This is a genomic window from Streptomyces sp. URMC 129 (assembly GCF_051386415.1).
Lineage (GTDB): Bacteria > Actinomycetota > Actinomycetes > Streptomycetales > Streptomycetaceae > Streptomyces.
Genome location: NZ_JBPQTQ010000122.1, coordinates 1 through 19,848, shown reverse-complemented (window position 1 = coordinate 19,848; position 19,848 = coordinate 1). Strand labels below are relative to the sequence as shown.

At 71.3% G+C, this 19,848-nt stretch carries 21 protein-coding genes; 11 read left to right on the top strand and 10 right to left on the bottom strand.

Annotated features, from left to right (window positions below):
* Together ACSNOC_RS22205 and ACSNOC_RS22200 are read right to left on the bottom strand one after the other, a co-directional pair.
* A partial coding sequence (locus tag ACSNOC_RS22205; protein ID WP_436749298.1) for a DUF7848 domain-containing protein occupies positions 1-263 on the bottom strand: 263 nt, incomplete at its 3' end.
* Positions 260-421, bottom strand: coding sequence for a hypothetical protein (locus ACSNOC_RS22200; RefSeq protein WP_436749297.1), 162 nt, complete (start codon positions 419-421; stop codon positions 260-262). The genes ACSNOC_RS22205 and ACSNOC_RS22200, both read right to left, overlap by 4 nt.
* A 207-nt stretch (positions 422-628) precedes the next feature.
* Here ACSNOC_RS22200 and ACSNOC_RS22195 point away from each other — a divergent pair, with 207 nt between their 5' ends.
* Genes ACSNOC_RS22195 through ACSNOC_RS22185 form a run of 3 tightly spaced genes read left to right on the top strand, consistent with a single transcriptional unit; the run spans position 629 to position 2,158 of the window.
* On the top strand, positions 629-1,459 hold the full coding sequence (locus ACSNOC_RS22195; protein ID WP_436749296.1) for a helix-turn-helix domain-containing protein: 831 nt from the start codon (positions 629-631) through the stop codon (positions 1,457-1,459).
* Entirely contained in the window at positions 1,443-1,652 is a 210-nt protein-coding gene (locus tag ACSNOC_RS22190) for a DUF397 domain-containing protein (protein WP_436749295.1), read from the top strand. Before ACSNOC_RS22195 ends, ACSNOC_RS22190 begins: the two co-directional genes overlap by 17 nt.
* Positions 1,653-1,678: 26 nt before the next feature.
* Positions 1,679-2,158: a hypothetical protein gene (locus ACSNOC_RS22185; protein WP_436749294.1), complete on the top strand. Its 480-nt coding sequence runs from the start codon at positions 1,679-1,681 to the stop codon at positions 2,156-2,158.
* A gap of 368 nt (positions 2,159-2,526) precedes the next feature.
* Here ACSNOC_RS22185 and ACSNOC_RS22180 read toward each other — a convergent pair whose 3' ends face one another.
* Together ACSNOC_RS22180 and ACSNOC_RS22175 are read right to left on the bottom strand one after the other, a co-directional pair.
* A complete protein-coding gene (locus ACSNOC_RS22180; RefSeq protein ID WP_436749293.1) occupies positions 2,527-2,745 on the bottom strand; it encodes a hypothetical protein in 219 nt (72 codons plus the stop codon).
* 261 nt (positions 2,746-3,006) lie between these two features.
* Positions 3,007-4,350, bottom strand: coding sequence for a transcriptional regulator (locus ACSNOC_RS22175; protein ID WP_436749292.1), 1,344 nt, complete (start codon positions 4,348-4,350; stop codon positions 3,007-3,009).
* Positions 4,351-4,530: 180 nt separating this feature from the next.
* Here ACSNOC_RS22175 and ACSNOC_RS22170 point away from each other — a divergent pair, with 180 nt between their 5' ends.
* The 4 genes from ACSNOC_RS22170 (at position 4,531) to ACSNOC_RS22155 (ending at position 8,008) form a co-directional block, all read left to right on the top strand.
* Positions 4,531-5,022 carry an ATP-binding protein gene (locus ACSNOC_RS22170; protein ID WP_436749291.1) on the top strand — a complete coding sequence of 164 codons (492 nt, stop codon included), beginning with the start codon at positions 4,531-4,533 and terminating at the stop codon, positions 5,020-5,022.
* A gap of 217 nt (positions 5,023-5,239) precedes the next feature.
* Positions 5,240-6,334, top strand: a complete 1,095-nt coding sequence (locus ACSNOC_RS22165; protein WP_436749290.1) for a radical SAM protein — start codon at positions 5,240-5,242, stop codon at positions 6,332-6,334.
* Positions 6,335-6,358: 24 nt separating this feature from the next.
* The gene (locus ACSNOC_RS22160) at positions 6,359-6,907 is read left to right on the top strand and encodes a class IV adenylate cyclase (protein ID WP_436749289.1); all 549 of its coding nucleotides are present in this window, start codon (positions 6,359-6,361) and stop codon (positions 6,905-6,907) included.
* A 522-nt stretch (positions 6,908-7,429) separates the two neighbouring features.
* On the top strand, positions 7,430-8,008 hold the full coding sequence (locus ACSNOC_RS22155) for a dihydrofolate reductase family protein (protein WP_436749288.1): 579 nt from the start codon (positions 7,430-7,432) through the stop codon (positions 8,006-8,008).
* A gap of 39 nt (positions 8,009-8,047) precedes the next feature.
* Here ACSNOC_RS22155 and ACSNOC_RS22150 read toward each other — a convergent pair whose 3' ends face one another.
* The 4 genes from ACSNOC_RS22150 to ACSNOC_RS22135 all read right to left on the bottom strand — a co-directional run bounded on the left by ACSNOC_RS22150 (position 8,048) and on the right by ACSNOC_RS22135 (position 11,620).
* Complete coding sequence (locus ACSNOC_RS22150) at positions 8,048-9,118, bottom strand: hypothetical protein (protein ID WP_436749287.1); 1,071 nt, start codon at positions 9,116-9,118, stop codon at positions 8,048-8,050.
* Positions 9,115-9,507, bottom strand: coding sequence for a hypothetical protein (locus ACSNOC_RS22145; RefSeq protein ID WP_436749286.1), 393 nt, complete (start codon positions 9,505-9,507; stop codon positions 9,115-9,117). The genes ACSNOC_RS22150 and ACSNOC_RS22145 overlap by 4 nt, the downstream gene beginning before the upstream one ends.
* A gap of 97 nt (positions 9,508-9,604) precedes the next feature.
* Positions 9,605-10,480: an SDR family NAD(P)-dependent oxidoreductase gene (locus tag ACSNOC_RS22140; RefSeq protein WP_436749285.1), complete on the bottom strand. Its 876-nt coding sequence runs from the start codon at positions 10,478-10,480 to the stop codon at positions 9,605-9,607.
* A 90-nt stretch (positions 10,481-10,570) separates the two neighbouring features.
* Entirely contained in the window at positions 10,571-11,620 is a 1,050-nt protein-coding gene (locus ACSNOC_RS22135; RefSeq protein WP_436749284.1) for an AraC family transcriptional regulator ligand-binding domain-containing protein, read from the bottom strand.
* Positions 11,621-11,689: 69 nt separating this feature from the next.
* On the opposite strand from ACSNOC_RS22135, the gene ACSNOC_RS22130 reads away from it, so the two are divergent.
* The 3 genes from ACSNOC_RS22130 to ACSNOC_RS22120 all read left to right on the top strand — a co-directional run bounded on the left by ACSNOC_RS22130 (position 11,690) and on the right by ACSNOC_RS22120 (position 17,595).
* Positions 11,690-13,219 (top strand): flavin-containing monooxygenase, encoded by a 1,530-nt coding sequence (locus ACSNOC_RS22130; protein ID WP_436749283.1) that lies wholly within the window; start codon positions 11,690-11,692, stop codon positions 13,217-13,219.
* The gene (locus tag ACSNOC_RS22125; protein WP_436749282.1) at positions 13,216-14,106 is read left to right on the top strand and encodes an alpha/beta fold hydrolase; all 891 of its coding nucleotides are present in this window, start codon (positions 13,216-13,218) and stop codon (positions 14,104-14,106) included. Before ACSNOC_RS22130 ends, ACSNOC_RS22125 begins: the two co-directional genes overlap by 4 nt.
* A 144-nt stretch (positions 14,107-14,250) precedes the next feature.
* Positions 14,251-17,595 carry a S8 family serine peptidase gene (locus ACSNOC_RS22120; protein ID WP_436749281.1) on the top strand — a complete coding sequence of 1,115 codons (3,345 nt, stop codon included), beginning with the start codon at positions 14,251-14,253 and terminating at the stop codon, positions 17,593-17,595.
* A 75-nt stretch (positions 17,596-17,670) separates the two neighbouring features.
* On the opposite strand, the gene ACSNOC_RS22115 is transcribed toward ACSNOC_RS22120, so the two are convergent.
* Complete coding sequence (locus tag ACSNOC_RS22115; RefSeq protein ID WP_436749280.1) at positions 17,671-18,102, bottom strand: DUF2000 family protein; 432 nt, start codon at positions 18,100-18,102, stop codon at positions 17,671-17,673.
* A 50-nt stretch (positions 18,103-18,152) separates the two neighbouring features.
* Here ACSNOC_RS22115 and ACSNOC_RS22110 point away from each other — a divergent pair, with 50 nt between their 5' ends.
* Positions 18,153-18,965: an AraC family transcriptional regulator gene (locus ACSNOC_RS22110; RefSeq protein ID WP_436749279.1), complete on the top strand. Its 813-nt coding sequence runs from the start codon at positions 18,153-18,155 to the stop codon at positions 18,963-18,965.
* Here ACSNOC_RS22110 and ACSNOC_RS22105 read toward each other — a convergent pair.
* The gene (locus ACSNOC_RS22105; protein ID WP_436749278.1) at positions 18,962-19,846 is read right to left on the bottom strand and encodes a serine/threonine dehydratase; all 885 of its coding nucleotides are present in this window, start codon (positions 19,844-19,846) and stop codon (positions 18,962-18,964) included. The two genes, ACSNOC_RS22110 and ACSNOC_RS22105, sit on opposite strands and share 4 nt — an antisense overlap.
* Positions 19,847-19,848: the final 2 nt, after the last annotated feature.

Genomic DNA, 19,848 nt, shown 5'->3' with positions numbered 1-19,848 from the left:
CACGGCGACGCCCACCGCCCCGGACTCCGCCGCGCACCCCAGACAGGCCACGTGACACGCCGGGGAACGACGTGCCAGTGGGTCCGCGTGGCGGCGAGGAACCGGTCGTGCCCGGGACCACCGCGCCGGGCGTGCTCGATGGCCCACACCACGGCGACGCCCACCGCCCCGGACTCCGCCGCGCACCCCAGACAGGCCACGTGACACGCCTCGTCGTACTCGGCCCGCACGACCCACTCGGCCCCCGCGAGGACGGTCGTCACTTCTTCAGCCCTCCCAGATGCGCGTCGATCTCCTCCCCGAGCAGTGCGGCTCGCCGCCGCAGCTCCTCCAACGAGTCGGGCTGTTCCTGCGCGGGTGGCGGTTGCGGCGGATTCTCCGGGCGTTCCGAATGCCCGGACCGGACGATAAACTGCGGCATGTTGACGCTCCTAACCTAGTGTTGACCGCGCCTCGGGACGGTGGCAGCCGTCGCCGGGGCATCTTTGTTCGTGCTTCTGATCTGATTACGCGGTGTTGACCGCCAACGGACCGTGTGTGTATCACTATCGCCATCGGGGCCCTTCAGGTACACATCTGGCCTGAGCCCAAAAATCCCCAGGACACGGTGAGTTGGAGTGTGCGTTCGATGGAGCTTCGTGATGAGGACGGTCCGACACCGCGTACCATGCTGAGTCGTCAGATGCGACGGGCCAGGGAGGCCGCTGGTCTGTCGCTGCGCGCGCTTGGCGAGCAAATCCATTTCCCCTATGGCTTCTTGGGGCGTGTCGAACGAGGAGAGCAGGCCGCGACGGAATCCCTCGTCAAGGCGCTGGACCAGTACTTCAAGGCGGATGGCCTGTTCACCGACCTGCTCGACATGGCCCATGAACTAGAACTACCGGAATATACGCGGGATTACGTGGTCAGAGAGCGTGAAGCACTGCGTATTCAAGTCTTCGCCAGCAGCAACTTTCCCGCGCTGCTCCAGACGGAAAGCTATGCAAGGGCCTTCTTCAAGGCGGCCGGTCCGTGGAAGTCGGCAGAACAGATCGAAGCTCAAGTCGCGCACCGCCTGAAGCGTCAGCGCGTCCTGGACCGGCCGGATCCGCCTCTCTACTGGGCCATCGTTGATGAGGCCGCGCTAAAGCGCCCCACACCGTCTCGCGCTGTTATGCGGCGGCAGATCGAACATGTCTTGAAGCTCGGCGAGAGGCCGAAGGTGCATGTGCAAGTTGTGCCTTTCGGGGCCATGCATCCCATGCTCGGAGGCTATATGACCCTCTGTACCGTCAAGGATGGGACGACCCTCGGGATGGTCGAAAGTTTCGCCACCTCGGAACCGGCGGACTCCCCGAAGCGGATCGCGGAACTGGAACAAGGGCTGGATGTCGTGCGTTCTATGGCGCTGAGGGAGCAGGAAGCGCGAGACCTGTTCCATCACTATCTGGAGGAGTACAAGGATGAAGACGATCAGTGAAGCTTCGACGCTGACTGCCTGGCGTAAGTCGAGCTACAGCGGCGTAGAGAACGCTAACTGCCTGGAAGTGGCTGACAGGTACCCGGCCGGAGTCCCGGTGCGGGACAGCAAATGCTCTGACGGCCCGGCTCTGGTCTTCCCTGCTACCGGCTGGGCCGCGTTCGTCTCCGCCGTCAGTGACGCGACTCTTTAGCCCCACCCCCACCACGGAGCATCGCATTGCGCCCTGAGAGGTTTCAGCAGTTCGCCCTCGACGCCTACGCGCAGGCGTCCGGCATCGGTCAGGCCGAGCCGTGGAGTGACGGGACGAAGCGTCCGTTGGGGATCAAGGTCCGCTTCGCCTCGGGTGCCGAGATCTGGCACGGCATCACCGCCCAGCCGCGCGACGGCGACCGGTACGACGAGCCGGAGCAGCCCGTCGAGAAGCAGGCCCCGGATCCGCTGCCGCTGCCCGACCTCGGCGGCGGCCGGATCAGGATCACCGATGCGGAGCTGTACGTGGCGGCCGTGTTGAACAACACGGGCTCGCCCGAGATCGCGAGGTGCTACGGCTACTCGCACGGCCGTCAGCAGGCCCCCGCGATCCCCGGAGTCGGCGTGGAGTTCTGGAGCGGCGCACGGATCTTCATGCCGTTCGTCCACGCCCTGCGCTCGGGCCAGACGCCGGGGAAGGAGTACGACCTGCCGCAGGAGGTCTGACGCGGATCGATCCTGGGCGAGGCGGCTGCGTCGAGGTGTCCGACGGGTGCCCGGCCCGCCACGTCACTGGGTCGGACGATCCTCTCGACCCAGCCCACCGCCCTGGTAGGCCGTGGGAGTCGTGGCGCACAGATCTCGCGCGGCGGTGAGCGGTGCGTATGACCATGCCATCGGCCCTGCGGTCGATTTCGCGGTTCTCCGTGCGTGGACGCCGACGTCGACTACAGGTTGCCTGCGCGGCCGGGTGGCCGATACCGCAGGAGGACGTTACCCGAGCGGAACACGGTCACCGCCCGGCCGTTCAGGTGGATGTGGTTTTTCAGGCCGGCGAACAGGCTCCGACCGCGGCCCAGCAACACGGGATGCAGCTAGATCCGCAACTCATCCACCAAACTCTGCTCCACCACGGTCACCGTGAGGCCCGAACTCCCGAAGGTCGCGACGTCCTCGGCGTATTCGGCCCGGAGCCAAGCGACCTCGGCGTCCAAGCCGCTGCCGTCGGTGACGCGGATGTCCTCCCAGGGCGCGGCTCGAACAGCATCTACAAGTAGCCGAACCCCACGTGGACTGCTCATCTCCGCGACCATGGCGGTGAGCGGAAGCGTCCGCGCCGTCGCCGGGGCGGCGAGGCCCGATGAACCGCGAGGAGATCATCACCCGTCTGTCACCGTTGCAGGCGATGGCCTGGCGTGCGTGGTCTGCGGTGCCGATTTCCTGCGGGTGCGGATCACGCACGTGCCGGTCGGCCGTCGGGAGTCTGGCGGCTGACTGGTCCGGGGAACGGCTGAGCCCCTGCCCGCTGCCTTCTCAGGTAACGGGCGGGGGCTCAGCCGTACTGCCGGAATGAGCTACGCGGCGAGGACGGCGATCCGTTCGGATGCCTCCCGGACCCTTGCTTCGTTGCGGTGCGGGGCGAAGGCGCGGCTGACTTCTTGCAGGCGTTCGACGCTGCGCTGGGAGTGGATGCCTTCCTCGATGAGGTCGGCCGCCTTGTGGGTGGCGTCCAGCGCTCCGTCCAGGTCGCCGGTCTGCTGGTAGGCCAGGGCTAGCGTGCCGTACCGCACGGCGCGGTCGCGAGGGGCGGCCTGGGTGACGGAGCGTTCGAGGGCTTCCGTCGTGCGGTGGGCCTGTCCGCTCATCAGGAGGAAACGGCCTTCGGTGGAGCGGAGTTGGGATTCCCCGAACCAGGCCAGGTAGGTGGGGGCGTCGGCGGTGTCGGCGCGGTCGAGGGCGTCGAAGGCGCGGTTGAGGGCTTCGGCGGCCTTCCTGGTCTCCCCGGCCTTGCTGTAGACGGTGGTCTGGTGGGCGGCCACAGACGCTCGCATGACGGCCGGGACGCGGCTGCGCACCGTCTCGGCGGTGTCCATCAGGCTGACGGCGGCGCGCTGCTCGCGCTGGTTGGCGGCCTGGGTGGCCATGAAGCACAGTGTGTGAGCGCCGAGAGTGTCGTCCCCGGCGGTCCTGGCGGAGCGGAGAGCGGCCGTGTAGTGCTGCTGCGCGGCTGTGTGCAGGCTGGCGTCGTAGCTCATCCAGCCCAGCAGGCAGCAGACTTCGGCGGCCAGTGTGTAGAGGCGTTGCCCTGTGGCCTCGGTGTAGCGGCCGTTGTCGAGCATGCGGGTGATCAGGCGAAGGTCGGCCCGCGCGGAGTCGAGGTAGTCGCTGCCTCCGGTCTGCTGCTCCAGGGCGCGCAGCGATTCGACTCGTTCGCTCAGCCGGTCCACGGTGGCGGGCGTGACCGTGTCTCCGGTTGCGGCTGCGGCAACGGCCGGGTCGGCGGTGGCCCATTGGGCGCCGATGCCCGCGAGTGCCGCACCGCCGACGCCGAGGAATCCTCTCCGGTCCATGGATGCACCCTCCGCAAGTTGATTCAGGGATTCCAGCGTAGCCGCCGAGGTCCATGGGGCCGCGATGGATGAGTTCTCCCACGCGGGCAGCCAGTAGGGCCAGGGAACGGACGTACGGGCGGAATCGGGAACCTTCAGTATGTGGGCGATCACCTGCTGGGTGATGTCGTCCGGGGCGTGATCTCCCCGTTCCCACTTGAAGACCGTGGATCTGGTGGTTCCCAGATTGCAGCCGAGGGCGCGCCCGTGCAGGCGGATCGTCTCGGCGAACTTCGTCTTCCCCAGCCCGAGCCTGGCTCGCACGTAGGCCAGTGGGTGGTGCAGCGCTTCATCTGGCTGACCGGCCATCAGGACTCCCCGTCGTCACCCGCCCGCTCAGCGTAGCGGCTGCCAGCACCGCGCGGGGGACGGTAGGGAGGTGAAACCCCCTTGAAACCTTACGCCGTTGCGGCCCGGCGGTGGATGGTCGTTACTCCGTCCCGGAGCCCCGGGCGATCCGAGAAAGAGGGAAGCGGAGTGTGATCCATCGTGCTGGAGCGACTGCATAGATCTATGCCCCACGGTTTCCGCGTCACACCGACTGATGGGTCGGTGGCCGCAGCGCGGCAGCGGGTCATATCGGTGGTCTCCGGGTGGCAGCTTGGCCTGTCGCAGGACCGGCTGGACGATCTGCGACTGCTGATCAGTGAAGTGGTCACCAACGCCCTCACGCACACCAGCGGGGCGTGCGCGGTGTGCGTGCGGTGGACCGGTGAACGGGTCCGGGTCGAAGTCACCGACCATGACCCCGCCCTGCCGCAGCCTGCCGACGCCGGGCTGGAAGCGGAGTCGGGGAAAGGGTTGGTGCTGGTCACCGCCCTCTCCGTGGCCTGGGGAGCGACGCCCAGCGTGGCCGGAAAGACGGTGTGGTTCGAAATCGAACCCGACGAGCCGGTGACGGACGGCGGCCAGCCAGCCGAAGCCGTTAGCCCGCCTTCGACCCGGTCCTGCTTCCGCCCGTTGCTGCGCAGCGCCGCGTAAGCCCTCTGCGCTCATGGCGCGGCTTGTTCCCCAACAGATCAGCCGCTTGGCCTGCAAGCCGCCGACGCCGGGTGCTGGCCGCCCTCGGGGCAGGCCCGGCGTCGGCTTTCCGCCCGCCCCCGCTGGGGCGTTCGCCCAGTTGGTCACTCGGCTCCCCCTTGACCTCCGGCGGGGACGGGCTTGTCGGACAGACCTCTACAAAGGAGTGAGCGTCACCGTGTTCCAGCACCGTGCCTTACTGGGCCTTGGCTGTGCTGTACCGGTCCGCATCTCGGTGGACCGGACCTTACGTGTCAAGGTCATCGATGCGTGCGGCATGACCTGCACGTTCTGCCACAACGAAGGAACCCCGGTCAGCGCGGACAACCGCGCCCCAACGGCCGGCGCCTTCAATCCGGCCGGCCCGTCCGGCCGGGTGTCCATCTATCTGGCCAGGAACGGCGCGCGCTTCGTCGCGGCGCCCATGCACCCCGACGAAGGGTTCCGCAACGCCCTCGAACAGCTCCAGGAGGCGCTCGGCTTCACCGAGGCCCACCTCACGGGCGGAGAGCCCACCCTGCACCCGAAGCTGGCGCAGCTCGTCGCGCTGGCAGGCAACAGCGGCTACCGGGTCAGCGTTACCTCCAACGGGGAGAACGGCGCCAGGATCCTGCCGGGCTGTGTGCAGGCCGGGCTCCAGCGCGTCAACTTCTCGATCTTCGGCACCGACCCCGGCGAACTGGCCGAGGTGCAGAACGTGAAGTTCCGCAGGGCCCCGCTGGCCGCCGCTAAGATCGAGGCGTTGGACGAATCGATCCGTGTTGCACTGGACTTGGGCTTGAGGACAAGGGCGAACGTCGTCCTTCCCGACCGTTCTCACGTCGGGCGCGTTCACCGGCTTCTGGCGCGGTATTCCCCGCGCCTGTCGGTCCGCGTCCTGTCGTCACTGGCGGACGGTGAGGAGTCGCTTGACGCCATCGACACGTTGCTGGCGGAACTCGGCGCGGAGCCGTACGAGGTGCATCTGATCGCTGGCACGTCCGGATTTCGCATCTCCTATCGGTTGCCGAACGGCCGCGTGCTCGTGGTCAAGCACATCCGTCCGCTGCGACTGCCCGAGACGTGCACCGGGTGCCGGTTCAATAACAACGCTGACTGTCAGGAGGGTTACTACGGGGTACGGCTCTACCGCGACCCCGTGGGAGCCTTCCATGTCGGTGTGTGTATTCAACGCATGGATCTGTGCCTGCCCGTGGAAGAATTCATCGGAAGCGGACTGTGTGGCGAAATCAGGAAACTGCGCGATCAGGAATTCTGTGGCATGAGCACGTAATCCCCGACATGCCGAAGGAGAGCAATGGCGGAACACGAGTACGAGGCCAAGTTTCTGGCGATCGATGTGGAGAGGCTACAGGGGAAGATCCGTAGCGCTGGTGCGGAGCAGGTCTTCCCCAAGACCATGTTTACGCGCCTGATCTTCGAGAACGATGCCGTCCAGGGCGAACAGTGGCTTCGATTGCGAGATGAGGGCGGCAAGACCACGCTCACGCTGAAGCAGGTCAGCGATGCCACCCACATCGGTGGCACCACGGAAATCGAAATCGAGGTCAACGACCTGGAGAAGACGGCTGAACTTCTGAAAGCTATCGGCCTGCGGCAGGTGCGCTATCAGCAGAACTATCGCGAGGAATGGCAACTCGACGGCATCACCTACGACTTCGACACGTGGCCCGGCCTGCCCACATTCCTCGAAATCGAAGGGCCATCCGAAGAAGCCGTCCGGAAAGCCGTCGCCGCCCTCGGCCTGGACTACAACGACGCGCGATTCGGCAGCATCGATCTGATCTACAAGAGCGAGGCGAACCGCGACATCCTCGCCGAACCAACACTGCTCTTCTCCTCATAAGAGTCGCGCCCCGATGAAACGTGAGGATGCCGCTCGCAGGCCGCCTGCGGGCGGCATTCTCCGCTTGACCGGCTGAGCCTTGCATTGCCACGAGCCTGTCCGTCCCCTGACGGCTCGGCTCGTGCCCCGTGCGTGGGGGGATCTGTACCGTGTGCCGTCCCGCGTTCGAACCGGCCGTCCGACCTGGGGCCTTGTCGATTCCTTGAGTAGTTCTCAACAGGCCAGTCGCGGAGCCGGTGCAGAGAGCCGGGAGACAGGGCCGAGCCGTCCGACTGCGGCAGGGTGACCGGATCGCGCGGGGCGCGGGCCGTGGTGGACGGTCGAGGCGCGGCGGGCCAGGGCGCGTGCCGCCGCTGCCGACTCCGGGCGGGATCACGGAGGTACCGGGCAGGGGATGCCGGGAAGCCCGGGGCGACCCGCATCGAAGGCGACCCGAATCCGGCAGTCCACGTGCGATGAGTTTCGTCATGGCTCCTTGTCTCTATCCACGACGCGCCATCCACCGCACTTGAGGAGAGCACCATGACCGCCGGCTACACCTGGGACGTCTTCTCCACCCTCGACGGCTTCGGCTCCTACGGCCCCGACGGCGACTGGGGCGGCTACTGGGGAAAGCAGGGGCCCGAGTTCCTTGACAACCGTCTTGCCGCGCTCAGCGAAGAGCAGCGGATGGTTCTCGGGGCCAACACCTTCCGGCAGTTCATGGAGCTGATCGGCGCGATCCCGGAGGCCGACCTCGACCCGGTGAACTCCCGGATGCGGAGCACGCCGACGACGGTGGTGTCGAAGACGCTCGCAGGACCCTTCGCATGGCCGGACGCGACCGTCGTGGCCGGCGACGCCGTCGACGTCGTCGCCCGGCTCAAAAAGGAGTCCGAGGTGCCGTTGCGCTCGCACGGCAGCCTGTCGCTGAACCGGGCGCTGATGGCCGCAGGGCTCGTAGACCACGTCCAGGTGACGATCTTCCCTGTGATCAGCGGTCGGACCGGGACCGACCCGATCTTCGCGGGCGCGGCCGACTTCGACCTGGAGCTGATCGAGAGCCGGACGTTCGACGGCCGGATCCAAGAACTCGTCTACCGGCCCACCCCGCACCGCTGAGTCAGCCATGCACCGCACCGGTCCAGCACCCGAACCCGCTCACTGGGTGTAGGTGAATTCCCACCAGTCGCTGCTGGCGCCCAGGGCGCCGTCCGTCGTCGTTGCCGTCACGCGCCAGCGACCCGGTTGGGCGCCGATGAAGTCGAAGGTGTAGCCGGTGTCGGGGGTGGTCTCCTGGACCAGGGTGTTCCACTGCTCGAAGGCGTAGTAGTCGATCTCGACGTAGTACCCGGCCGCGCCCGGGGTGGCGTCCCAGTCCAGGGTCATCGTGCGGGGGTAGTGGGTGAAGACCGAGCCGTGGGCGGGGTACACCTGCACGGGGGCCGGAAGGGTCAGGCTGTACCGGAAGTACCACCAGTCGCTGGCGGACGTGTCGTCGGCCGTGCGGGCGGTGACGCGCCAGCGGCCCTCGGTGGCGTCCGGCCAGGTGGTGTCGTGGCTCGTCGCGGCCGTCACCTCGTCCACCTGCGAGGACCAGTCGCCGTCGCAGCGGCATTCGACCTCGACCCGGTAGTCGGTCGCTCCCGTGACGCCCTGCCAGGTGAACGTGATGGCCCGGGGGTACGCGTCGAGGACCGCGTCGTTTCCGGGGGTGAGGAGCGTCGGGGCCGACAGGTGGAACGCCTCGGTGGTGGTTCCGCCGCCGCCGTCCTCCGTGCCGCCGCCCCCTGACGCGTCGTCCTCCGGCGCGTCGTCCTCCGGGCCGCCGGTCGGGGCGGGGCCCGATCCGGCGTCTCCGGTACCGCCGCCCGCCGCGGCTCCGGAGGCGTCCGTGCCGCCGCCGTCCTCCGGCGCCTCACCGGCACGGTCGGAGCCGGAGCCGGAGTCCGAGTCGGCGCCGCCGAAGGGCGGCGTACCGGTCATGGCGCCCAGCGCCACGCCGCCCAGCAGGAGCGCGAGCAGGCAGACGATCACCAGCGCCGTCTTCCGCGACCGGAGACTCCCGGGCAGGAAGACGCCGATCTGCTGGAGCCACGTCGTCGGTCCGTGGATGCCGCCGGTCACGCCGCCCGACACGGCGATGCTGTCCCCGGACGCGCTCGCGTCGCCGGTGGCGGAGATCCGCAGCGGCGCGGTGACCGTTTCGTCGGGGCCGGGCTCTGTCGTCATCGCGGCGGGGCCTCCCCTCGCCCGGTGGTGGCGTTGCTGCCGGGGCCGTGGGCCTCGGCATCCCCGGTGTTCTCCACGCGCGCCCCGCCGCTGCCCACCGGGCCCGTGAGACCGGTGACGGCGGTACCGCCCGCCGTGGCGACGGCGTTGCCGGTGCCGATGACCTCGATCGCCGCAGCCGGGGCCGGAGCAGGTGGCGGAGCGGCGGGCGACGGCCGGTGGAACAGTGCGTAGGCGAGGGCGGCGACGCCGGTCGCGGCCTGGAGGCAGGCGGCGGCGACCTGGGCGCTGTCCGGGCCGTCCAGCAGCCAGAACAGCGGAGTGGTGGCGATGGCGGCCAGCGCGGTCGTCCCGATGGCGACCCGGCGGGCGGGTGTCATGTCCCCCATGTGTCCCCCTGAACGGCTGACGCGGTCATTCAGCCGTTGCCGTACTGGTTAGCAGAACTCCCTTCATCCGGCGACCGGTTCGTCATGCTCCGTAGCCCTATCGAGATGAACCGGCGGCGGCGCCGGCCTGTTCCTTCTTCGGGGGCGGGCCCAGGCGGCGCAGGACGGCGAAGTAGTTGGCGGGGAACGCGCGGGCCAGCAGGTCGCAGATCACCGCGCTGGGGGCAATCAGGAGGCGGCCCTTGCGCTTCCCGACCGCGTCGAGGATCCGTTCGGCCGCCTTGTCGGCGGGGTACGTGAGGAACTTCGCGCCGGCCTCCTGCGCCAGCTTGGCCTCCGCCTCCGACACGGCCGCGCCCACCCGGGCGTTCTCCGCGATGCGGGTGCGGATGCCGCCGGGGTGGACCGTCGTGACGCCCACGCCCCGGTCGGCCAGCTCGTGCCGGAGCACCTCGCTGAAGCCGCGCAGCGCGAACTTGCTGGCGGAGTAGGCGCACTGGCCGGGCGGCGCGATCAGGCCGAACAGGCTGGAGAGGTTGACGATGTGGCTGCCCGGGGTCTGCGTCAGCCGGGGCAGCAGCAGCCTGGTCAGCGCCACGGGGGCGCGGAAGTTGATGTCCATCACCCAGTCGAAGTCCTCGGCCGTCACCTGGTGGAACTGGCCGCCCAGGGCCACGCCCGCGTTGTTGATCAGCAGCGTGATCCTCGGGTGCGCCTCGGTGATCCCCGCCACCAGGGACTCCAGGCCCGCCAGGTCGGCCAGGTCCGCCACCACGGTGTCGACCGCCCGCTCGGGCCGGGCCGCGCGGATGGCGTCGGCGACGGCGGCGAGACGCTCGGCGTCGCGGTCGATGAGGACCAGGTCGCTGCCACGGGCGGCGAGGCCGTGCGCCATGTGCTCACCGATGCCGCTCGCGGCACCGGTCAGGACGGCGGTGCCGCCGGCGAACTGGTAGCGGTCGAGCGTGGGCATGACGCGGCTCCTCGTGCTTCTTCGAACAGTAGGCATCGAACAGTAGGGAGAGGACAACCTACGACGTCCGGCGGCGGATGGCTTGACCCCTCACGCCAGATATTCGGTTCTGTTCGACACCTCCACGGCTCGGGCACCGCCGCCCCGCCGCACCGCGCTGGGGGTCGTGCCCCACCAGCGGCGGCAGCAGCGGGTGAGCGCCGACTGCTCCGACAGCCCGAGCAGTCCGGCGACCTGGCTCAGCGGCAGGTCCGTGCCGACGAGGTAGCGGCGGGCGGCCCGGCGGCGTTCGTCGTCCACGATCGCCGCGAACGTCGTGCCCTGGTCGCTCAGCCTGCGCTGGAGCGTGCGCTGGTGAACGGTGAGCAGCCGGGCGACGGTCCGGATGTCCGGCGGTGCCGTGCCCAGCGACTGCCGGACCGCCGCCCGGACCCGGGGCACGACGTCCGGCTGCCCGCCGGCGGCCGGCGCGCGTTCGGCCAGGAACGTGAGCGCGAGGTGGCGCAGGTGCTCGTCGCCCCGCGCCAGCGGGCGGGGGCCGAGGCTCGTCGGGATCCGCAGCACGGCGGCCGGGCGCCCGAAGCGGACCGGCGCGCCGAAGAAGTCCTCGTAGACGGACGCCGGGGCGGCCGGCCGGTACGGCAGCTCGACGCCGCGCAGTCCGTACGGGCCGACGAGGAAGAGGATCGCCCGGTGCAGGAAGCCGAGGCCCAGGTCCGTGCCCTGCACCGGGGCGGGCAGGCCCGGCAGCGGGCCGTAGCGCAGCGCGGCGATCCCCGGTGTGCCGTACGGGTCGGGTTCCAGGCTGAGGCTGAGGGAGCGCGCGTGCACGAACAGGTAGCGGGACGTGCACTCCAGCGCCTCCGCGACCGTCGCCGAACTCTGGATCGCCAGGGCCAGCGCGCCCAGCATCCCGAAGTCCTGGCGGGTCGCGATGCGCAGGCCCAGATCCGGGCAGTCCAGGTCGCGGGCGGCGATCTCCAGGGCCTTGGCGACGGCCTCGTCGGACACCATCAGGTCGTCCGCGTCGAGCGCGGCCACCGGCAGGCCGGCCCGCGCCGCGCAGTCCTCCGGGTCGCCGCCGAGCTCCGTCACGGTCGCGCGGAAGCCCCGCAGGCCCGCTGATCTGATCACCGACATGTCGCACAGGGTCAAACGGTTGTCGTCTCAGGTCAAGAGCCGAGTCGCGAATCTCCGCATCCTGAAAGCATGGCACCTTCCTCCGGCACATTCCGGCCGCTCCCCGAACACCTCGACGTCGTGATCGTCGGCGCCGGCCTGTCCGGCGTCGGCGCCGCCTACCGCCTGCGCACCGAGTGCCCCGACCGCTCCTGGGCGATCCTGGAGGCCCGGGCGTCGATGGGCGGGACGTGGGACCTCTTCCGCTACCCCGGCATCCGCTCGGACTCCGACATGTTCACCCTCGGCTACCCGTTCCGGCCGTGGCGCGGCGAGAAGTCGATCGCGGACGGCGCCTCGATCCTGCGGTACATCGAGGAAACGGCCGAGGAGTACGGCATCGACCGGCACATCCACTATCGCACCCGCGTGGTCTCCGCCGACTGGTCGACCCGCACCGCGCGCTGGACCCTGACCGTCGACCGCACCGACGCCGACGGCCGTACCGAACGGCGCACCCTCACCTGCGACTTCCTCTACTCCTGCGCCGGGTACTACGACTACGAGCAGGGCCACGCCCCCGACTTCCCGGGCGCCGAGCTGTTCTCCGGGACCGTCGTGCACCCCCAGTTCTGGCCCGAGGACCTGGACTACGAAGGCAAGCGCGTCGTCGTCATCGGCAGCGGCGCCACCGCCGTCACGCTGGTGCCGTCGATGGCGCGGAAGGCCGCGCACGTCACGATGCTCCAGCGCACCCCGACCTGGATCACGCCGCTGCGCAGCCGGGACAAGGTCGCCGACCGGCTCCGGGCCGCCCTGCCGCCGGACGCGGCCCACCGCCTCATCCGCACCAAGAACATCGCGATCAGCACCGGCGTCTACCAGCTCTGCCGCCGCCGCCCCGACACCGCCCGCCGCCTGCTGAACCGGCTGGCCGTCCGCTTCCTCGGTGACGAGCAGGCGGTCAGGGAGCACTTCACGCCGTCGTACGACCCGTGGGACCAGCGGCTGTGCGCCATCCCGGACGCGGACCTGTTCCGGTCGATCCGGAAGGGCAAGGCGGAGGTCGTCACCGGCCACATCGACGCGTTCGTGCCCGAGGGCATCCGGCTGAAGTCCGGCCGCGTGCTGGAGGCCGACATCATCGTCACCGCCACCGGGCTGCGGCTGCTGGCCTTCGGCGGCATCACGCCGCACGTCGACGGCCTGGCGGTCGATCTGTCGAAGCAGTTCGTGTGGCGCGGCGCGATGCTCACCGGCCTGCCCAACTTCGCCGTCTGCGTCGGCTACACCAACGCCTCCTGGACGCTGCGCGCCGACCTCACCTCCCGGCTGGTCTGCCGGGTGCTCAACCACATGAAGCGCCACGGCTACGCCGCCGTCGAGCCCCAGCCCGACCGGGAGCTGGCCGAACGCCCGCTGCTCGACCTCGCCGCCGGTTACATCCAGCGCTCCATCGACGCCTTCCCGCGCCAGGGCGACCGCGCCCCGTGGAAGGTCCGGCAGAACTACCTGCTGGACGCCGCCACCACGCTGCGCGGCAGCCTCGGCAGGACGCTGCGGGCGACGCCGCGCGCCGCCCTGCAGAAGGTGTCCGAGCCGGCGGAGGCCCGCCGGTGAGCGCCGCCGACGCGACGTACCTCGACGTCGAGGGCGGCCCCGCCGTCCGGGTGCGGGTCTCCGGCCCGCAGGACGGCCCGCCGGTGCTGCTCCTGCACGGCATAGGGCGCAGCCTTGAGGACTGGGCGCCCGCGCACGACCTGCTGGCCCGGGGCCACCGGACGATCAGCATGGACCTGCCCGGCTTCGGGCTGACGCGGCGCGGGAAGGGCCGCCCGGGGCTCGCCGCCTTCGCTCGGTCGGCGGTCGGCGTGCTCGACGCGCTGGGGGAGCGCCGCCCCGTCTGGCTCATGGGCAACTCGCTGGGCGGCGCGGTCGCGATGACGGTCGCCGTGACGCACCCCGGCCGGGTCGCGGGACTGGTCCTGGCGGGCAGCGCGGGCTTCGGCCGCGAGGCGCACGTGTCGGTGCTGCCGATGACGTACGCGCTGCTGGCCGCGGTGCCCGGCGTCGGCAAGCGGTTCCGGCCGCGCGCCAGGGCGGCCGGGGTTCAGGTGAACCGGGAGCTGTTCTTCGACCCCTCCCACGCGACGGAGGAGATGATCCGGCACGCCGGGAAGGTGGGCCGCCAGCCGGACTTCCGCGCCACGTTCATCGGCACGGCCCTCGGCCTGGGCGTGCCGCTGCTCGGCTCCTACCCCGGCTGGCGGCGCAGGCTGCTGACGGCTCTGGCGGAGGCCCGTGTCCCGACGCTGGTGGTCTGGGGCGACGCGGACGCCGTGCTCCCGGCCCACCACCTCACCGCGGCGCTGACCGCCCTGCCCCACGCCCGCGGCCATCTCCTCACCGGGACGGGTCACCTGCCCCAGTACGAGCGGGCGGCCGAATTCACGGCGCTGGCCGCCGAGTTCATCCGCACGACGAGCGTCGCCGGAAAGGCGGCCTGACCCCGTCGGACCCACCGTCACCGCTTCCCCCACGGCTTCCCCACCAATCCCTCACGCCCGCCGGGCATCCGGCGGGCGGCCTTGCGCGTCTGAACATACGCGGTATGCATACCGCGTATGTTCCGAGGCTCGAAGGAGAGGGACGTGGTACGGAAACGACGAAGGGGAGCACGGCTCGGTGCCGTGGTCGTCTGTGTGGCGGTGGGGGCCGGGTTCGCGGCGCCCGTCGCCGGGGGACAGGAGCCGTCGCCGGGGGGCGGCGGGACGGAGGAGACCGCCGGGGCGTCACGGCTCGTCACCCTGATCACCGGGGACCGGGTCGTCGTCGACGACCAGGGGGAGGTCCGCGGCCTGATCCGGGCCGAGGGACGCGAGGACGTGCCCGTCCAGGTGTCCCGGAACGGGGAGCACGTCGAGGTGGTGCCGCAGGACGTGGTGCCGATGCTGCGCGACGGCACCCTCGACCGGCGGCTCTTCGACATCACCGAGCTGAGCCGGGACGGCTACGCCGCCGACACCGGCCTGCCGCTCATCGTCACCTACGAAGACGAGGGCCTGTCCACGGAGTCGCGACGCGGAGGGGGCGACGCGACGACGCTGGGGGCCATCAACGCCGAGGCGCTGACCGTCGGGGCCGGTGACCTGCCCGCCCTCTGGGACGACCTCACGTCCGGCAGCGGCGGCTCCGGCGAGCGGGCCGGAACGCCGGCCGCCGCGCCCGGCATCGAGTCCATCGCGCTCGACGGCCTGGTCGAGGCGTCCCTCGACGAGAGCGTCCCGCAGATCGGGGCGCCCGAGGCGTGGGAGGCCGGATACGACGGCGAGGGCGTGACCATCGCCGTCCTGGACACCGGCATCAGCGAGGACCACCCGGACCTCGCCGGTCAGGTGATCGCCACGGAGAACTTCTCCGACGCGGACGACGCCGGCGACCGCGTCGGGCACGGCACGCACGTCGCCTCCATCGCCGCCGGCACCGGCGCGGCCTCCGGCGGCACCTACACCGGGGTCGCGCCCGGTGCCGGGCTGCTCAACGGCAAGGTGCTCAACGACGAGGGCATCGGGTACGAGTCCTGGATCGTCGCCGGCATGGAGTGGGCCGTCGAGCAGGGCGCCGATGTGGTCAACCTCAGCATCGGCGGCCCGGTCGAGCAGGTCGACCCGGTGGCCGACGCCCTCGACGCGCTCTCCGCCGCGTCCGACACGCTGTTCGTCGTCGCGGCCGGCAACGAGGGCCCGGACCCCGGCACCATCTCCAGCCCCGGCACCGCCGCCTCCGCGCTCACCGTGGGAGCGGTCGACAAGTCCGACGCGCCGGCCGAGTTCTCGTCCGTCGGCGCGCCCGGCACCGGGGCGGTCAAGCCGGACGTCACCGCCCCCGGCGTGGACATCGGTGCCGCGGCGGCCCCCGGCAGTGACGTCGAGGAGGAAGCGGAGCCCGTCGCGGACGGGTACGCCTCGCTCTCGGGCACGTCCATGGCGGCCCCGCACACGGCCGGCGCCGCGGCCCTGCTCGCGCAGGCGCACCCGGACTGGACCGGCGAGCAGCTCAAGTCCGCGCTGACCGCCTCCGCCCAGCCAGGCGAGGGCTACAGCGCGTACCAGCAGGGCGCCGGCCGCGTCGATGTCGCCGCCGCCCTCGACCAGACCGTCGTCACCGAGCCCGGCGTCCTCGACTTCGGCACCGCGGCCTGGCCGCACGAGGACGACGAGCCCCTCACCCGCGAGCTGACCTACCGCAACCTGGGCGAACGGGACGTCACCCTCACCCTGACGGCCGGGGGCACCGGTCCGGACGGGAGCCCGGCACCCGAGGGCACGTTCACCCTCGGCGCCACCGAGGTCACCGTTCCCGCCGGGGGCACCGCCACCGTGGACGTCACCGCCGACACCTCCGGCGGTGGTGACCTGTTCGGCACCTACACCGCCCACATCACGGCCACCGAGACGGGCGACGGCGGTCAGCGCGTCGTCACCCCGGCCGTGGTCGAGCACGAGAAGGAGATGTACGACCTCACCCTCCAGGTCATCGGCCGCGACGGCGAACCCGCCCCGTACTGGCAGGCGTTCGCCAACGAACTCGTCGGCGGCTTCGGCGACGAGCCCACCGTGCACGGCGACGGCCGGGGCACCCGCACCCTCCGCCTCGCGCCCGGCGACTACCTGCTGGACACCACCGTCTTCCACGGCGGCACCACCGCGGAGAACGCCACCGGCGTGGACTGGCTGGTCCACCCGCTGGTGTCCCTGACCGAGAACACCACCCTCACCCTCGACGCGCGCGACGCCGCCCGGATCGACATGACCGTCGAGGACAGCCGCGCCGAGCTGACCGACCAGAGCGTCGGCTACGAGATGCAGGAGATCGACAGCCCCTGGGGTTACTACTCCTACTGGATGATGCCCGACCTGGCCGACGGGTTCCGCACCGCGCAGCTCGGCACCGACGGCGCCGGCTGGGAGATGAGCTACTCGGTGGCCGCCGCCACGTGGCAGCGCTCCGGCCGGGAGTACCACACGGCCGAGGTCCTGGAGGGCGAGCTGTTCCACGGGCTCGACCACCACGTCCGCCAGGAGGACCTGGCCCGGATCACCACCGGCGCGGGAACGTCCGTCGAGGGCGCCACCGGCACGCTGGCCACCTATCCCGACGCCCAGTTCCGCATGCTCTTCGCCGCCGACGAGCACGCGCTGCCGCGCACCGTCGAGGTGTACGCCGACACGCGCGCCGGCACGTACAGCCAGGAGTTCTGGCAGTTCGACGACCAAGGGAACCAGGTGACCTCTGCCGTGTCCCTGGGGAACGCCTACGAGGCGGGTGAACGGTACCGGGAGACGTTCAACACGGGCGTCTTCGGCCCCCTCCTGGACGACTGGGGCGGCCTGGCGCGGGAGGGCGACGCCCTCTACGGCGCGATCTTCCCGTTCTCCGACGGGGACGGACACCGCGCCTACGCCGCCTACGACAGCGGCAGCACCACGCTGTACCGCGACGGCGAGGAGTACGCGACGTACGACGTGCCGCTGGACGAGGCGTACCTGCTGGTGCCGCCGGAGGAGGCCGCCTACGAGCTGGTGACCGAGGTCAGCCGGGGCGAACCGCTCGCCTCCGTCAGCACGAAGGTCACCGCCTCGTTCACCTTCACCTCGGCCACCGTTCCCGAGGAGCAGGAGGTGGCCGAGCTGCCCCTCAGCATCGCCCGGTTCACCCCCGAGCTGGCGCTCGACAGCACCGCCCCGGCCGGGCGCGCGATGCGGATCCCCGTCACCGTGCAGGGCTCGGCCGCCGGGGACAACCTCGGCTCGCTGGCCGTGTCCGTCTCCTGCGACGGCGGTGAGACCTGGCAGGACGCGCCCGTGCGCGACGGCCGCGTGAAGGTCACCAGCCCGGCGGCGGGCGGCACCGTGTCGCTCCGCGCCGAGATCGCCGACAAGCAGGGCAACACGTCGACCATCACCATCGTCGACGCCTACCGCACGGCCGGCTGACAGCCGGCGGGCGGCCCTGTCGGCGGGCGCGCAGCGAGCTGACAGGGCCGCCCGGCAGCCTGCCGACCGGCGGTGTCACGGGTGCATGCGGGCACCCTTGACGATCCGGTCCACCGCGTTCCGCGGCCCGTACACGGCGATGCCCACGAGGTCGAGCCGGTCCCGGGGCACGGCGCGCACGGCGGCCCGGTTGTCCCGGTCGTGGCCGGTGCCGAAGAGGTCGGCGGTGAAGACGGACAGCGCCACGCCCCGGTCGACCGCGCGCCGGTGGGAGGCCGCCAGCGCCGCCGCGCTCCCCTCGAACACCAGGACCGGCTGCCGGAACATCGGCAGGTACGCGGTGCCGTCGGCGTCCGCGTACGGCTCCCCGATCACCTCGGGGGCCGCCCGGCCGATGCCGCTCACCAGGAAGGCGGTCGTGTTCAGCCGCTGCCACGGCTGGAGGTCGTCCCGCAGCAGGACGGCGATCTTGGTGTCGAAGCGGACGGGCTCAAGCGTCGTTTCCATACGCCGGATTGAACCCCGGGCGGCCCCACCGGGTCTTGTACGATCCTTGCATGGTGCAGCCCCCGTGGGTCCGGGCGTGGCGTCCGCGGCTGCCGGGTGTCGACGAGGTGTTCCACGCGCGGTTCACCGACCACGTCTATCCCCTGCACACCCACGACACGTGGACGCTGCTGATCCTGGACGAAGGCATGGTCCGCTACGACCTGGACCGTCACGAGCGGGGCGCGCTCGACCGGACCGTCACCCTGCTGCCGCCCCACGTCCCCCACAACGGCCGCCCCGCCGGCCCGCGCGGCTTCCGCAAGCGCGTCCTGTACCTGGCCTCCTCCCAGCTCGACGACCGTCTCATCGGGCTCGCCGTGGACCGGCCGGTCGTGGCGGACGCGCGGCTGCGCCACCAGGTCGACGCGCTGCACCGGGCCCTGGAGCGGACGGGAGACGAACTGGAGGCGGAGTGCCTCCTCGCTTTCGTCCGCGAGCGGCTGCGCGACCACCTCGAACGGCGGCCCGGGCCGCGCCCTCCCGCCCGCGACCCCGGTATCGCGCACCGGCTGCGCGACCTGCTCGACGCGCGGGTCGTCGAGGGCGTCAGCCTCCAGGAGGCCGCCCGCACGCTGCACGCGCACCCCACCCACCTGGTGCGGGCGTTCAGCCGCCGGTTCGGCATGGGCCCGCACCGCTACCTGATCGGCCGCCGCGTCGCGCTCGCCCGGACGCTGCTGCTCGACGGTGTGCCGCCCCGCCTGGCGGCCACCTCCGCGGGCTTCTGCGACCAGTCCCACCTCAGCCGCCACTTCAAGCGCCTGCTGGGCGTCGGCCCCGGCCAGTACGCCCGCAGCGGCCCCCGGCCCCCCGCGTCCTAGAAACCCAGGTCCGAGGGGTCCGTGTTCGCGCCGCACAGCACCACGCACGTCTCCTCGCCCGGGGCCGGGGTCCAGGCGCCGGTGCGCAGGGCCGCCAGCGCGGTGGCCGCGCTGTGCTCGACCGCCAGGCGGTGCGTCCGCCACAGCTCGCGGCGGGCCGCCACGATCGCCTTGTCCGGCACCAGCACCGAGCGGGCGTGCGGCTGGGCGGCCCAGTACAGCGCGTCCGCCGAGGCGCGGCGGGCGCCGAGGGAGTCGGCGGCGACCGAGTCGACCGGGACGTCCACCGGCTCGCCCGCCGCCAGGGCGGCGTGCAGCGTCCGGCAGTTCTCCGGCTCCACCCCCACCACCCGCACGCCCCGCCGGGCCGCCGCCGCGGCGACGCCCGCGAACAGGCCGCCGCCGCCCACCGCCACCACCACCGTCGACACGGTGGGCCGCGCCGCGACGATCTCCTCCAGCAGCGTGCCCGCGCCCGCCGCGATCAGCGGATGGTCGTAGGCGTGCGAGGCCAGCGCGCCGCTCTCCGCGACGAACACGGCGCACGCCCGGGCCGCATCGGCGTACTCGCGGCCCACCTGCCGTACGTCCGCGCCCAGTTCCCGCAGCCGCGCCACCTTCACGGCCGGTGCCGTCTCCGGCACGAAGACCGTCGCCCGGATGCCCTCCCGGCCGGCCGCCCAGGCGCACGCCAGCCCGGCGTTGCCGCCGGACGCGATCGCGATGCCCGCCGGGGGCATCACCCCCGACTCCAGCCGCGCCGCGGTGAAGTTGAGCGCTCCTCTGGCCTTGAAGGTGCCGGTGTGCTGGAGGAACTCCAGCGCGAACCACAATCCGTCCCCGCCCGGGGCGACCACGACGGGCCGGACCCGCCCCGCCACCC

What these genes read in the sequence shown, in the direction of transcription:
- ACSNOC_RS22155 (WP_436749288.1), top strand. Translation starts at nt 7,430, where the DNA reads ATGACCGCCGGCTACACCTGGGACGTCTTCTCCACCCTCGACGGCTTC.
- ACSNOC_RS22145 (WP_436749286.1), bottom strand. Translation starts at nt 9,507, where the DNA reads ATGGGGGACATGACACCCGCCCGCCGGGTCGCCATCGGGACGACCGCG.
- ACSNOC_RS22190 (WP_436749295.1), top strand. Translation starts at nt 1,443, where the DNA reads ATGAAGACGATCAGTGAAGCTTCGACGCTGACTGCCTGGCGTAAGTCG.
- ACSNOC_RS22195 (WP_436749296.1), top strand. Translation starts at nt 629, where the DNA reads ATGGAGCTTCGTGATGAGGACGGTCCGACACCGCGTACCATGCTGAGT.
- ACSNOC_RS22175 (WP_436749292.1), bottom strand. Translation starts at nt 4,350, where the DNA reads ATGGCCGGTCAGCCAGATGAAGCGCTGCACCACCCACTGGCCTACGTG.
- ACSNOC_RS22110 (WP_436749279.1), top strand. Translation starts at nt 18,153, where the DNA reads ATGGTGCAGCCCCCGTGGGTCCGGGCGTGGCGTCCGCGGCTGCCGGGT.
- ACSNOC_RS22135 (WP_436749284.1), bottom strand. Translation starts at nt 11,620, where the DNA reads ATGTCGGTGATCAGATCAGCGGGCCTGCGGGGCTTCCGCGCGACCGTG.
- ACSNOC_RS22130 (WP_436749283.1), top strand. Translation starts at nt 11,690, where the DNA reads ATGGCACCTTCCTCCGGCACATTCCGGCCGCTCCCCGAACACCTCGAC.
- ACSNOC_RS22180 (WP_436749293.1), bottom strand. Translation starts at nt 2,745, where the DNA reads ATGGTCGCGGAGATGAGCAGTCCACGTGGGGTTCGGCTACTTGTAGAT.
- ACSNOC_RS22140 (WP_436749285.1), bottom strand. Translation starts at nt 10,480, where the DNA reads ATGCCCACGCTCGACCGCTACCAGTTCGCCGGCGGCACCGCCGTCCTG.
- ACSNOC_RS22160 (WP_436749289.1), top strand. Translation starts at nt 6,359, where the DNA reads ATGGCGGAACACGAGTACGAGGCCAAGTTTCTGGCGATCGATGTGGAG.
- ACSNOC_RS22200 (WP_436749297.1), bottom strand. Translation starts at nt 421, where the DNA reads ATGCCGCAGTTTATCGTCCGGTCCGGGCATTCGGAACGCCCGGAGAAT.
- ACSNOC_RS22115 (WP_436749280.1), bottom strand. Translation starts at nt 18,102, where the DNA reads ATGGAAACGACGCTTGAGCCCGTCCGCTTCGACACCAAGATCGCCGTC.
- ACSNOC_RS22150 (WP_436749287.1), bottom strand. Translation starts at nt 9,118, where the DNA reads ATGACGACAGAGCCCGGCCCCGACGAAACGGTCACCGCGCCGCTGCGG.